Origin of the sequence: Deinococcus sp. (assembly GCF_018260555.1) — a bacterium.
GTDB lineage: Bacteria > Deinococcota > Deinococci > Deinococcales > Deinococcaceae > Deinococcus.
In genome coordinates, this window is record NZ_JAGLBB010000012.1 from 1 (window position 1) to 12,675 (window position 12,675).

At 69.9% G+C, this 12,675-nt stretch carries 11 protein-coding genes and 1 pseudogene; 11 read left to right on the forward strand and 1 reads right to left on the reverse strand.

Features of this window, described 5'->3' with window-relative positions:
• Positions 1-186 precede the first annotated feature (186 nt).
• The 8 genes and pseudogenes from urtB (at position 187) to QZ271_RS03905 (ending at position 6,423) form a co-directional block, all read left to right on the forward strand.
• Positions 187-1,089, forward strand: a complete 903-nt coding sequence (gene urtB / locus QZ271_RS03870) for an urea ABC transporter permease subunit UrtB (protein WP_291429159.1) — start codon at positions 187-189, stop codon at positions 1,087-1,089.
• Positions 1,089-2,153, forward strand: a complete 1,065-nt coding sequence (gene urtC / locus QZ271_RS03875) for an urea ABC transporter permease subunit UrtC (RefSeq protein WP_291429161.1) — start codon at positions 1,089-1,091, stop codon at positions 2,151-2,153. Before urtB ends, urtC begins: the two co-directional genes overlap by 1 nt.
• Positions 2,143-2,931, forward strand: coding sequence for an urea ABC transporter ATP-binding protein UrtD (gene urtD / locus QZ271_RS03880; RefSeq protein WP_291429163.1), 789 nt, complete (start codon positions 2,143-2,145; stop codon positions 2,929-2,931). The genes urtC and urtD overlap by 11 nt, the downstream gene beginning before the upstream one ends.
• Positions 2,918-3,622, forward strand: coding sequence for an urea ABC transporter ATP-binding subunit UrtE (gene urtE, locus QZ271_RS03885; RefSeq protein WP_291429165.1), 705 nt, complete (start codon positions 2,918-2,920; stop codon positions 3,620-3,622). The genes urtD and urtE overlap by 14 nt, the downstream gene beginning before the upstream one ends.
• 133 nt (positions 3,623-3,755) lie before the next feature.
• Positions 3,756-4,763 carry an ABC transporter substrate-binding protein gene (locus QZ271_RS03890; protein ID WP_291429167.1) on the forward strand — a complete coding sequence of 336 codons (1,008 nt, stop codon included), beginning with the start codon at positions 3,756-3,758 and terminating at the stop codon, positions 4,761-4,763.
• Positions 4,764-4,810: 47 nt separating this feature from the next.
• Positions 4,811-5,035, forward strand: a pseudogene (locus QZ271_RS14510) (ATP-binding cassette domain-containing protein); the annotation flags it as partial.
• Between the two features lie 139 nt (positions 5,036-5,174).
• Positions 5,175-5,591, forward strand: a complete 417-nt coding sequence (locus QZ271_RS03900; protein ID WP_291429172.1) for an ATP-binding cassette domain-containing protein — start codon at positions 5,175-5,177, stop codon at positions 5,589-5,591.
• A gap of 10 nt (positions 5,592-5,601) precedes the next feature.
• On the forward strand, positions 5,602-6,423 hold the full coding sequence (locus tag QZ271_RS03905) for an ABC transporter permease (protein WP_291429174.1): 822 nt from the start codon (positions 5,602-5,604) through the stop codon (positions 6,421-6,423).
• Between the two features lie 211 nt (positions 6,424-6,634).
• Here QZ271_RS03905 and QZ271_RS03910 read toward each other — a convergent pair whose 3' ends face one another.
• Positions 6,635-8,428: a M20/M25/M40 family metallo-hydrolase gene (locus QZ271_RS03910; RefSeq protein WP_291429177.1), complete on the reverse strand. Its 1,794-nt coding sequence runs from the start codon at positions 8,426-8,428 to the stop codon at positions 6,635-6,637.
• Positions 8,429-8,747: 319 nt separating this feature from the next.
• On the opposite strand from QZ271_RS03910, the gene QZ271_RS03915 reads away from it, so the two are divergent.
• From QZ271_RS03915 to rocD, 3 genes are all read left to right on the forward strand, one after another.
• Entirely contained in the window at positions 8,748-9,629 is an 882-nt protein-coding gene (locus tag QZ271_RS03915) for a LysR family transcriptional regulator (protein ID WP_291429179.1), read from the forward strand.
• Positions 9,629-11,122, forward strand: coding sequence for a PLP-dependent aminotransferase family protein (locus tag QZ271_RS03920; RefSeq protein WP_291429180.1), 1,494 nt, complete (start codon positions 9,629-9,631; stop codon positions 11,120-11,122). The genes QZ271_RS03915 and QZ271_RS03920 overlap by 1 nt, the downstream gene beginning before the upstream one ends.
• A 263-nt stretch (positions 11,123-11,385) precedes the next feature.
• Positions 11,386-12,618, forward strand: a complete 1,233-nt coding sequence (gene rocD, locus QZ271_RS03925) for an ornithine--oxo-acid transaminase (RefSeq protein WP_291429182.1) — start codon at positions 11,386-11,388, stop codon at positions 12,616-12,618.
• The last annotated feature ends 57 nt before the right edge of the window (positions 12,619-12,675 follow it).

Below are 12,675 nucleotides of genomic sequence, written 5' to 3' on the forward strand. Positions count from 1 at the left end.
TTGCAGTAAATATTATGCTCATACAAAACGGGAACAAGCGTTTTTTGCCGTGTTTATCGTGCTGAGCAGTTACCAATCCGATTCTGTATGACACGGCCCGGCTGACTGGAACGCGGGAAGCGGTTGTACGCTACTCCTGCGTCCCCTTGACCCTGATCACCATTTTGTACCGTCTGGAGGGATGCAATGGACCTCACTTTTATTTCCGGGCAGCTGTTCACGGGCCTGTCGGTCGCGTCGATCCTGCTGCTCGCCGCGCTGGGCCTCGCCCTGAGCTTCGGGCTGATGCGCGTGATCAACATGGCGCACGGCGAATTCCTGATGGTCGGCGGGTACCTCACGTACCTCGCCGCGCAGTGGGCCGCGCCGACCCTGGGAGACGCCTGGCTGTGGGTGGCGTTCCCGCTGGCGTTCCTGGGCGCCGGACTGCTGGGCGCCCTCATGGAATTCACCGTGATTCGCCGGCTGTACGGCCGCCCGCTTGACACGCTGCTGGCGACCTTCGGAATCAGCCTGATCTTGCAGCAGGCCGCGCGGCAACTGTTCGGCAGTACCGGCGTGCCTGTGACTGCTCCGGCGTGGCTGAGCGGCGCGGTGCAACTGGGCGACGTGACCCTGCCGTTCGTGCGTCTGTTCGTCGTCGCGCTGGCGCTGATCGTGCTGGGGGGCATGTGGTGGCTGCTGAACCGCTCGCGTTTCGGCATGCACGTGCGCGCCGTGAACCAGAACCGCGAGATGGCCGCCGCGCTCGGCGTGAACACCCGCTCGCTGGACATGCTGGTCTTCGCGCTCGGCGCGGGCGTGGCCGGCGTGGCCGGTGTGGGCCTGGCCCTGATCGCCCCGGTCAACCCCACGGTCGGCGCGGCGTACATCGTGAACGCCTTCCTGGTCGTCGTGGTGGGTGGCGTGGGCAGCGTGCTGGGCGCGGCGGTCGCGGCCGTGCTGCTGGGCTTCGTGACCGCGCTCGCTGAAGGCTTCACGAGCGTGAGCCTCGCCCAGGCGATCTTGCTGGTGCTCGTCGTGGCCTTCTTGCAGTGGAAACCGCGCGGCCTGATCCCCACGAAATCACGGGCCCTGGAGGACGTGTAATGAAACGCTCTACCACCGCCGTGATCACCGTGCTGATCGCGCTGGCGTTCGCGCCGCTGTACCTGGGTGCCTACCCGCTGACGCTGCTGGGGCGGGTGCTGGCGCTCTCCATTGCGGCCATCGGCGTCAGCGTCGTGTGGGGCCGCGCCGGCATCCTGTCGCTGGGGCAGGGGCTGTTCTTCGGGCTGGGCGGGTACGCGCTCGCCATGCACCTGAAACTCGTGGCGACCCCCCGCGGTGAGCTGCCGGATTTCATGCTCTACAACGGCGTTGAAAAGCTCCCGTGGTTCTGGGTGCCGTTCGCGAGTGCGCCGTTCACGCTCTTCATGGTGCTGCTGCTGCCGGCGGCCGTGGCGGGGCTGGTCGCGTGGCTGATGTTCCGCCGCCGGATCACGGGCGTCTACGTCAGCATCATCACGCAGGCGCTGCTCCTGGCGTTCGTGACGTGGCTGAACGGCTCGCAGGGCCTGACCAGCGGCACGAACGGCATCACGGACTACCAGACGTTCCTGGGAATCAACCTGCGCGGCCCCGCTGTGGCGCACGGCCTGTACTGGGTGACGCTGCTGTTCGTGGCGCTCGCACTGGGCGGAACGGCGGCCCTGCTCCGCACGCCGTTCGGGGCGATCCTGACCGCCATCCGCGACAACGAGAACCGCACGCGCTTCCTGGGCTTCAACCCGGCGGCGTTCAAGATCGCGGCGTTCATGCTGGGCGGCCTGCTTGCGGGCGTGTCCGGCGCGCTGTACACGCTGCACCTGGGCACCATCTCTCCCGCCATGATCGGCACGGCGTTCAGCATCGAACTCGTCGTGTGGGTGGCGCTGGGGGGCCGCGCGAGCCTGATCGGCGCGGCGGCCGGACTGGTGCTGGGGCAACTCGCCAAGGACCGTATTTCAAGCGCCGCGCCGGACGCGTGGCTGTACGTCATGGGCGCGCTGTTCGTGCTAGTGGTGCTGGTCATGCCGCAGGGCGTGGCCGGACTGATCCAGAACCGCCGCACGCCGCGCCCGACACCCGCGCCCCAGAATCCCGTGACACGCGAGGTGAGCGATGCCGTCTGAGACCGTTTCCATTGCGACCCCTGAACCGCTGCTGGACGTGCGGGACATCACGGTGTCCTTCGACGGCTTCAAGGCCATCACCAACCTCAGCCTCAGCGTCCCGAAGGGCAGCCTGCGCGTGCTGATCGGGCCGAACGGGGCGGGCAAGAGCACGCTGCTCGACACCATCATCGGCAAGGTGCGGCCCGACACGGGCGAGGTCCGCTTTGCCGGGCAGGTCATCTCGCGTCTGCCCGAGCACCGCATTGCGGGCCTGGGCATCTGCCGCAAATTCCAGGCCCCTGGCGTGCTCGAAGGCCTGAGCGTGCGCGAGAACCTACTGCTCACGGCCCGCCGGCACAAGGGCGTGCTGGGCATCCTGAAGGCCCCCACCGCCGCCGAGCACTCACGCGCCGACGAGCTGCTGCGCCTGACCGGCCTCACGGAGCGGGCGGCCGTGCCTGCGGCGCTGCTTGCGCACGGCGAGAAGCAGTGGCTGGAGATCGGCATGGTCGTCGCCGCCGACCCACAGTTACTGCTGCTCGACGAACCCACCGCCGGCATGACCGCGCAGGAGACCGCGCAGACCGCCGAACTCATCCACACGCTCGCCGGGCGGCACACCGTCCTGGTCATCGACCACGACATGCACTTCGTGGAACTGCTGAACGCACCCATCACGGTGCTGCACCAGGGGCAGGTGTTCCGCGAGGGCGACCTGGAGACCCTGCGCGCCGACCCGGACGTCATGGAAATCTACCTGGGACGCCCCAAGGAGGCCGCACATGCTCAAGCTTGAAGGCGTCACCGCTGCGTACGGGCAGAGCCCCGTGCTGTTTGGCATCGATCTGGAAGTCGCGGACGCCGAGGCCGTCACGCTCATCGGCCGCAACGGCGTGGGCAAGACGACCCTGCTGCGCACCATCACGGGCCTGCACCCGGTCACGGGCGGCGGCGTGCGCCTGAACGGCGCGCAGGTCGAGAAGGAAGCCGCGTTCACGCGGGCGCGCGGCGGCCTGGCCTATGTACCGCAGGGACGCGGCCTGTTCGGACACCTGACCGTCGAGGAGAACCTGCTGATGGGCCTTCCCGCCCTGTCAGGCCGCCCCACAGCGAAACGCGAGATCCCGGAACTCGTGTACGACCTCTTTCCTATCTGCCGCGACATGGCCGGGCGCCGGGCCGGGAACCTGTCCGGCGGGCAGCAGCAGCAGGTCGCCATCGGCCGGGCCCTGGTCACGCAGCCACGTTACCTGCTGCTCGACGAACCCACCGAAGGCATCCAGCCGAGCATCGTCCAGGAGATCGAACACGCCCTGACGCGCGTCCGCACCGAACTGCGCGTGGCCGTCCTGCTGGTCGAGCAGTACCTGGATTTCGCGTGGTCGTTCGCCGACCGGTACTACGTCATGCAAAAAGGGCGCGTGGTCGAGACCGGCACCACCGCCGACACGCCCACCCACGCCGTGCAACGTTACCTGGGCGTCTGAGACAGGTTCCCGTCCGGTTCCTTCTCAATCCGGCACTGGGCCGGAGTGAGAACCCCACGCCCGGCAATCCGACTGGATTGACCGTTGTTCACCGATCATTCAGGGCAGATAGGCCCACCACCCAAGGAGATCCATGACCTACAAGATCCTGACCGCCACCCTCGCCCTGACGCTCTCCTCACTGGCTGCCGCGCAGAGTACCAACGTACGGTTCACGCTCGACTGGGCCTTTGAAGGGCCCGGCTCACCGTACCTGCTCGCGGCCGACCGGGGGTACTTCGCGAAGCAGGGCCTGAACGTCACCATCGACCGGGGCTTCGGGTCCGGGGACGCCGTGACGAAGATCGCGAGCGGCACGTACGACATGGGCTTCGGCGACATCAACGCCATGATGGAATTCAATGCCCGCAATCCCGCGCAGCGGCTGGTCGCGGTGTACATGGTGTACAACGCGCCCCCGCACTCGATCCTGGTGCTGAGGAGCAGCGGGATCAAAACCCCGAAAGACCTGGAGGGCAAGACGCTGGCTGCTCCCGCCGGAGACGCGTCGCGCCGCCTGTTCCCGGCGTTTGCCGAGGCGAACGGCATCGACGCGAGCAAGGTCAAGTGGGTCAGCGTGGACGGCGGTCTGCGCGAACCCATGCTGGCCCGGAAACAGGCGGACGGCATCGCGGGCTTCACGTTCACGTCCCTGCTGAGCCTGGGTCAGCTGGGCGTGAAGGCCGACGAGGTCACGGTGTTCCCGTACGCGCAGAGCATCAGCGGCCTGTACGGCAACGCGATCATGGTGCGGGCCGACTGGGCCAAGAAGAACCCGCAGGTCGTCAAGGGTATGCTGGTCGCCATTAACCAGGGCCTCAAGGACGCCATCAAGGATCCGGCGGCCGCCATCGCGGCATTGCAGAAGAAGAACGCGCTGATCAACCCGGCGCTGGAAACCGAGCGCCTGAAACTCGCGCTGAGCGGCAGCGTCCTCACCAAGGACTCGCGCGCGCTGGGCCTGGGGCTGGTGCGCCCGGACCGCCTGAAGTCCAGCATCACGGTCGTGCAGAACGCCTTCGACCTGCCGAAAGTCCTGACACCCACGAACGTGTTCGACACGTCGTACCTGCCCTCCGCCGCCGACCGGAAGGTGAAGTGACGGCCGGAAGCACCCTCCCACCCGCCATTGACCTGCGGGGCGTGGCCATGCGCTACGGCGGGGCCAGCGGCACACTGGCCGCGCAGGACGTGAACCTGTGCGTCCACAAGGGCGAGTTCGTGGCAATCGTCGGCCCGTCCGGCTGTGGCAAGAGCACGCTGCTGCGGCTGGTGGCCGGGCTGATGCCCGCCGCGTCCGGCACGGCGCTGATCAGCGGCGCGGCACCGAAAGCGACCGGGAATACCGGAATCGCGTTCCAGAATCCCAGCCTGCTGCTGTGGCGCACGGTGTTGCAGAACGTGCTGCTGCCTCTGGAGGTCTCGCCGAAGCACAAGGCCGCGTACCGCCGCGACCCCGCGCCGTACGTGGAGCGCGCGTCGGCTGCTCTCGGCGGTGGGGCTGGGCGACTTCGTGGACAAGCACCCGTGGGAACTGTCGGGTGGCATGCAGCAGCGCGTGAACCTGGTGCGCTCCCTGATTCACGCGCCGGAGTTCCTGCTGCTCGACGAGCCGTTCAGCGCGCTGGACGCCTTCACCCGCGAGGAACTGTGGATGGCCCTCCAGGCGCTGTGGATGGGCGCGCGGCCCACCGTGATCCTGGTCACGCACGACCTGCGCGAGGCGACACTGCTGGCCGACACGGTCTACGTGATGAGCCCCCGGCCCGGCACGTTCACCGCGCAGCATGGGGTACCGTTCGAGCGGCCCCGCACGCTGGAACTGACCTTCACGCCCGAATTCACGGACGTGATCCATGACCTGCGCGCCCGCGTGGGCGGCCTGCGCTCGCCCATCCGCGCCGAGGAACTCATGGAGGCTGTCTCGTGAAGGTGCTGCCGTGAGTCTGGACACCCGCACGCCGGGCGTGGCCCCGGCGCCGCGCGCCCTGCCGCACGCCGCGATGGCCCGCCTGCGCCCGCTGGTGCCGCCCACCCTGGCGATCCTGGGGTTCTTCGTGATCTGGGAACTCGCGTGCCGCATCCTGAAGATTCCGCCGTTCATTCTGCCCACGCCAAGCGCGTCCATCGCGTCGGTGTTCCAGTTCGCGCCGGCCGTGGCCGGACACGCCGCGCAGACGCTGACGACCACCCTGATCGGGTTCGCGCTGAGCGTCGTGCTGGGCATGGCGCTGGGCGCGCTCGTGGGCCTGAACCGCACGGCGTACCAGGCGCTCTACCCACTCCTGATCGGCTTCAATGCCGTGCCGAAGGCGGCGCTGGTGCCTGTTCTGGTCATCTGGTTCGGGGTGGGTCCGGTGCCGGCGGTGCTGACGGCCTTCCTGATCTCGTTCTTCCCGGTGGTCGTGAACGTCGCCACCGGCCTCGCGACGGTGGAGCCCGAACCGCGCGAGTTGCTTCGCGCGCTGGGCGCGACCCCCTGGGAGGTCTTTTCCAAGGTCAGTCTGCCGCGCGCCCTGCCGTACTTCTTCGCGTCCCTGAAAGTCGCGGTCACGCTGGCCTTCGTAGGCTCCATCATCAGCGAGCTGGCCGCCAGTAACAAGGGCATCGGCGTGATGATGAACCAGGCGGCCAGTTCCTTCCAGGTGCCGCTGGTGTTCGGCGGGGTGCTGCTGGTCAGTGCCATGGGCGTCGTGCTGTACGCCATCTTCGCCCTGATCGAGGCCCGTCTGACCGGCTGGGCTTACCGGGGGCAGGGCTGAGACGGACTCCGGTTGAATGGGCTGCAAAGACCACTCAACCGGACGGAAGCGGGTTCTGGACGTGGAACTGGCAACCCGCAACGACACCGCGTTGCTCACTCCGCGCCGTTTCACCGCAGTCCGCATGAGGTTCCCGGCGCGGCAGGCGGACCGACCCGCTTGCCGCGCCAGAGGTTGGGCGGGCCCTGCGGAAGGATGACGCCCGGTCCGTTCAGGCGGGGTCGGTCTGCGAGGGCCAGTCTGCACAGTGCAGCAGTCGCCACAGCAGTTCCGGCAGCGCCCCGAACGAGTAGGGCCGGTGAATGCGTTCCAGCTTCTGGTGGTAGTCGCGTCCCCAGGGTCCGACGTTGATGGTCGGGAACGCGGCGGCGGTGCCGTGCGGGCCGCCGAGGTGGTCCGGGTGGGGCGTCTGCGCGGCCAGGGCTGCCTGATCGGCGGGCGTCAGGACGTGACCCAGGAAACTCATGTCCGAGATGCCGTCGAAGGCGGGCCGCACCCGGACCTCATAGCCGGTCTGCTGCGAAAAGCGCGTCAGTTCTGCGTTGAGGGACGCGTGCAGCTCGTCGCTCACGCGGGTGTGCGGGTAGTACACCGCTCCCAGCCCCACGATCACGGCCGGTCCCTCCAGCGCCGCCAGGGCGACCAGTTGCTGCGTGATGGTCCGGCTGGCCCGCAGGGGGTCCGGTCCCGGGGGCACGGCCGTGATCACGCTCTGCACGGCGGTCTCTCCGGCGCGCCCTGCCGCCAGGGCACGCAGCTGCGCGAAGCTCAGGATCAGGGCGCGCTGCGCGGCCAGTCCGGCGGCGCTGGCGCTGCCCCAGCGGGCGGCCTGCGCGGCCAGGGTACCCAGGGCCTCCTGCGCGGCGTGCGCGGCCAGCGTCATGAACTGATCGAGCACGTCCTGCGGGCCACGCCGGTAGGTCAGCACGTTAAAGGCGCACCACACCTGCGCGGGCGTGGTCACGTCGTAGCGGTCGCGGTCATCCCGCAGTTCCAGGCAGACCGGCGGTGGGGCCTGCGTGCCCCGCGTGTCAGCCGTGTGGGTGTCGGGGCCGCCGGTCCCCGGCTCTTCTGGGTGCGGCCCTTCTGGGTCCGGGTGGCCTTCCACCCGGCGCAGCAGTTCTGCCGCGATCAGCGCCGCGCTGGTGCCGTCGAACGGGTACGAGGCGTGCGTGGCGCGGCCCACCACCAGCGCCGTGACCGGCACCTTCCCGACCGTGCCCAGGTACGCGGCCTGCCCGTCTGCGCCTGTCCCAACGTCGTTGGTGGCGTCCAGGTTGATGCCCAGCCGGACGCGCAGCCCGTCCGGTCCCGCGCACAGGCCGCCCAGCTGAGAGGCGGCGCCCCGCGCTCCGCGTGACAGGTTCTCCTCGTCCGGTGAGGCCACCAGCAACAGATTCACCGGACGCTGCCAGTCGGGCAGGGCCGCGTAGCGTTCCAGGACGGCCAGACCCGCCGCCAGGCCGCCCTTCATGTCCAGCAGGCCGCGACCCGCCAGGAAATCACCGCTGCGCAGGTCGGCCAGGGCCAGCGCCTCGGCGTGCCTGAGCGGCTGCGCCGCACTCTGCGCGCCGTCGGTTAGGCGGGCCGGATCGGCGCGGCGTTCCAGTTCCTGGATCAGGGCGCGGGTCAGGGCCTCGGGTTCGGTTGCCAGTTCCGCCAATGGGCCGTACGGGCCGGTGCCGACCGTGTCGTAATGCCCGGACAGCACCACCGTATCGGCCGCGCCCCCACTGCGGACCAGCGCGAACACGTTGGCCGGTAACGGCTGACCCGGGCCGTCTGGCTGGGCCGCGCCCCCACCGCCTGAAGGGCCTGTGACAGGACTGAGCCACAGATCCTGCGGGTGCTGCCGGAAGTGCGGCCACCCGGCCAGCAAGTCCCGCAGCCGCGCGCCGAAGCGGGCTTCGCCGTCCGTGCCGGTCACGCTGGGCCAGCGGGTCAGGGTGAGGGCCAGAGACTGGGTACGCGGGAACCAGTCGTGCGCGTCTGCCGCGCGGGGCAAATCGGGACCGGACAGATCGGCACTGGATTGGCTGACACTGGATAGATCAGCGCTGGATGGGCTGGAGTCGGCCCGATTGGAGTGGTTCTGGAGGTCGTGGGCCGCTGGGGCTCGGTCAGTTGGGTTGCTGGCGGACATGGGGTACCCCTCGGCGCGCCGGGCAACAGCCGGAGCGCAGCGTGAATGGAGCTGGGAATGGACGGTCGGGGGGAAGGGGGGGCCAGAGCTTGCCAGGGCCTGCGGTGCCCACTGTAGAAGGCGCGCCCCTGCGCGTGGGGAGTGATCCGGCGGGCGCGGCCCTGTGGTATGAATAACGCTCATGCCAGAGCCGACGCTTGCCCAGCTGCGGGCTTTCGTGACTGCCGCCCGCCGGGGCAGCCTGAGTGCCGCCGCCATCGAACTGAATCTCACGCAGTCCGCCCTGAGCCACTCGCTGCGCGCGCTGGAACGCACCCTGAACACCGCTCTGTTCGACCGGCACGGTCGCGGCGTGACCCTCAGCCCCGCCGGGCAGCGCGCCCTGCCGCATGCCGAGCAGCTAGTCGCCTCACTGCGCAACCTGCAGCGGGCCGCCGGTTCCGCTCAGGGCACCCTGGGCGCCCTGAGCGGCACAGTGCGGATCGCGTCGTTCCCCAGTCTGGCGCGCCACCTGCTGCCCGGCGCACTCGGGCGTCTGCGCCGCGAGCACCCGGACCTGACCGTGCTCGTAGACGACGCCCACCTGCGCCGCGAGGCCGTCATTCAGGCTGTGCAGGACGCCCAGGCAGAGATCGGCCTGACGCAACTGCTGCCCGGCACCTCCCTGACCGCTCAGGCGCTGGGTGAGGACCCCTACCTGCTGCTATTGCCGCCCGGCTGGACGCTGCCCGGCGCCTGGCAGCGTCCCTACATTCACCTGGGCGACCCGCACGACCGCCGCGTGCCAGACGCACTGGCCCGTCACGGCCTGCACGTCACGCCGCACCTGAGCCTGAACAGCGAGACCGCCATCGCCGCTATGGTCGCGGGCAGCCTGGGCTTCGCGGTGCTGCCCCGCATGGCGCTGCCCGCCCTGCCGCCCGGCGTGAGCTGCCACCCGCTGCCCTGGCCCGTGACCCGCACCTACGGCACCGTCACCCGCCCCGGCCCACTCCCCGCCGCCACGCAGGCCGTCCTGCGCGAACTGCGCGCCGCCCACACGGGCCAGCTCGGTGACCGCTGATGGGCGTGGCCCGGCGCGGCGCGGCGCTACCTGCCGACCTGATTCTCACGCTGGACCGCGCCCGCCCCGGCAGCTTGTCGCGGCAACTGGCCGATCAGTTGCGGAGCGCGGTGCGCGGCGGCCTGTTGGAACCCGGCCAGCGTCTGCCCTCGACCCGCGCGCTGGCCGCGTCGCTGGGCGTGGGCCGCAACGTGGTGTTCGAGGCCTTCGAGCACCTGCTGGCCGAAGGGTACCTGAGCGGCCGGGACCGCTCGGGCACCTTCGTCGCGCCGGACCTGCCGGACGGTTCGCAGGCGGCCCAGGCAGCCCAGGCGGCGCGGCCCGCTCCGGCGACCGGGGCACGCTGGTTGCAGCGGCCCGTGCCTGAACCGCAAATCGAGCCGCCCAGTCCGGCTGGAACGCTGGAATTCCGGGTGGGGCAGACCGACACGGCCGCGCTGGAAGGCAGCGGCTGGCGGCGCGTGTGGCGCGAGACGGCCCTGACGCCCCTCCCCGGCGATTACGGGGACCCGGCGGGCGACCCGGCCCTCAGGGAGGCGGTCGCCGCGTACCTGAAACGGGCGCGTGGCTTCGCGTGCCGCGCGGACGACGTGCTCATCACGGGCGGCGCGGTGCAGGGCGTGAACCTGATCGCGCAGGCGACCCTGCAAGCCGGTGACCGCGTGGCGTTCGAGGAACCCGGCTACCGACTGGCCCGGCAGATCTTTCAGGAGGCGGGCGCGCGGATCGTGCCGCTGCCCGTCGACGACGACGGCCTGAGCCTGGAACCGCTGCTGACCGCGCGCCCCGCCCACGCCCCGATCCTGCTGTACACCACGCCCAGCCACCAGTTCCCGCTGGGCGTGCGCCTGTCCGTGGCCCGGCGGCTGGCGCTGCTCGACTGGGCGCAGACGCACGACGCCCTGATCCTCGAAGACGATTACGACAGCGAATTCCGCTACGGGGCCAGCCCGCTGCCGTCGCTGGCGTCCCTGGATACCGGCGGGAACGTGGTGTACCTGGGCACCTTCTCGAAGGTGCTGGCCCCGTCCGTGCGGGTCGGGTACGTCGTGGCGCCGCGGCCGCTGCGCGAGCGGCTGCTGCGTATCAAGAGCAAGGCGGACTTCCACACGTCCTGGCCGGTGCAGCGGGCCCTGGCCCTGATGATCACGGGCGGGCACCTGGAACGCCACATCCGCCGCATGCGCAAAACCTACGCCGCGCGGCGCGCCGCCCTGAGCGACGCCCTGCATCCTGCCGACGGGCACGCCCGGCTGATGGGTCTGGAAGCCGGCCTGCACGCCCACCTGGAACTCGCGCCGCACCTGAACGCGTCGCGCGTGACCGAACTGGCCCGCGCGCAGGGCGTGACGGTTCCCAGCCTCCGCCCGTACTACCTGAACGCCCCGGACCGCAACGGCCTGCTGCTCGGATATGGCGGCCTGAGCCTCCCGGACCTGCGGCGCAGCGCGGCGGTGCTGGCGCGCGCCATCGAGCAGGCCAGCCGCGAATAGCCGCGTTGAATCCAGTGTGCCTGCGGGTTGTGAACGAAACGCACGGGGTCCGTATCAGCGTGCGCTGCCCCCGGCTTCCTTCAAGTCGCACTCAGCTCGGGCCCAAGCCGGGTTCAGGTAGAACTGGCTGGTCGTTTCTGGAAAAATGTGGCTCTTTTCGCCAGCCAGTTCAGCCGTTACCATCAGGGTGTAGAACCGCACCGGCCCTCCCTGGAGGCCGCCCACCGACCCGTCCCGTGGCCCGCGCGCCGCGAAGGAGCTCCATGACCAGTACCCTCGAACCGACCCAGACGCCCGCCCGACCCGGCACCGCCGCCGACCTGCTCCGCCGCGAGGACGCCCTCGGCGCGCACAACTACAAGCCGCTGAACGTCGTCATTCAGCGCGCCCAGGGGTCCTGGGTGTGGGATACCGACGGCCGCCGTTACCTGGACTGCCTCTCGGCGTACAGTGCCGTGAACCAGGGGCACTGCCACCCGCGCATCATTGGCGCGCTGACCGAACAGGCGCAGCAGGTCACGCTGACCTCCCGCGCGTTCCGCAACGACCGCCTCGCCGCGTTCTACGAGACCGTCACCCGCCTGCTGAACTTCGAAGCCGTGATTCCCATGAACACCGGAGCCGAAGCCGTGGAGACCGCCATCAAACTGGCGCGCAAGTGGGCGTATGAGGTCAAGGGCGTAGCGCCCCACCAGGCCGAGATCATCGTCATGGACGGTAACTTTCATGGGCGCACCACCACCCTGGTCAGCTTCAGCAGCGAGGGGCAGTACAAAGACGCCTTCGGTCCGCTGACGCCCGGCTTCGTGCGCGTTCCGTACGGCGACGCGGCGGCCATCGAGGCGGCCATCACGCCGAACACGGCGGCCGTGCTGTACGAACCCATTCAGGGCGAGGCGGGCGTGATCGTGCCCCCCGAGGGCTTCCTGACCGCGCTGCGCGGCGTGTGCGACCGTCACGGCGCCCTGATGATCGCTGACGAGATCCAGACCGGCCTGGGCCGCACCGGGCAGTGGCTGGCCGGGGATCACGAGCCCGCGCGGCCCGACGTGGTCATTCTCGGCAAGGCGCTGGGCGGCGGCGTGTACCCGGTCAGCGCGGTCCTGGCGAGCCGCGCCGTGATGGACCTGTTCCAGCCGGGCGATCACGGCAGCACCTTCGGCGGGAATCCGCTGGCGGCCGCCGTGGCGCAGGCCAGCCTGGAAGTGCTCGAAGACGAGAACCTGCCCGCCCGCGCCGCCGAACTCGGCGAGTACCTGCGTGATCGCCTGCGCGCCATAAACAGCCCCCGCGTCAAGGAAGTGCGGGGGCGCGGCCTGCTGATCGGCGTGGAACTGCACGAACCGGCCCGCCTGTACTGCGAGGCGCTGCGCGACCTGGGCGTGCTGTGCAAGGAAACCCACGAGACCACCATGCGCCTCGCCCCGCCCCTGGTCACCAGCCGCGAGGACCTCGACTGGGCACTGGAACGCATCGAACAGGTCCTGACGGCCTGATACGAACTCCAAGTCACCGAATCGATGGGCGGCCCCGCGCAAGTGGGGCCGCCCATC

Coding starts and splice junctions, on each gene's coding strand:
- QZ271_RS03915 (WP_291429179.1), top strand. CDS start 8,748: ATGCCAGAGCCGACGCTTGCCCAGCTGCGGGCTTTCGTGACTGCCGCC.
- urtE (WP_291429165.1), top strand. CDS start 2,918: ATGCTCAAGCTTGAAGGCGTCACCGCTGCGTACGGGCAGAGCCCCGTG.
- urtD (WP_291429163.1), top strand. CDS start 2,143: ATGCCGTCTGAGACCGTTTCCATTGCGACCCCTGAACCGCTGCTGGAC.
- QZ271_RS03890 (WP_291429167.1), top strand. CDS start 3,756: ATGACCTACAAGATCCTGACCGCCACCCTCGCCCTGACGCTCTCCTCA.
- QZ271_RS03920 (WP_291429180.1), top strand. CDS start 9,629: ATGGGCGTGGCCCGGCGCGGCGCGGCGCTACCTGCCGACCTGATTCTC.
- rocD (WP_291429182.1), top strand. CDS start 11,386: ATGACCAGTACCCTCGAACCGACCCAGACGCCCGCCCGACCCGGCACC.
- urtB (WP_291429159.1), top strand. CDS start 187: ATGGACCTCACTTTTATTTCCGGGCAGCTGTTCACGGGCCTGTCGGTC.
- urtC (WP_291429161.1), top strand. CDS start 1,089: ATGAAACGCTCTACCACCGCCGTGATCACCGTGCTGATCGCGCTGGCG.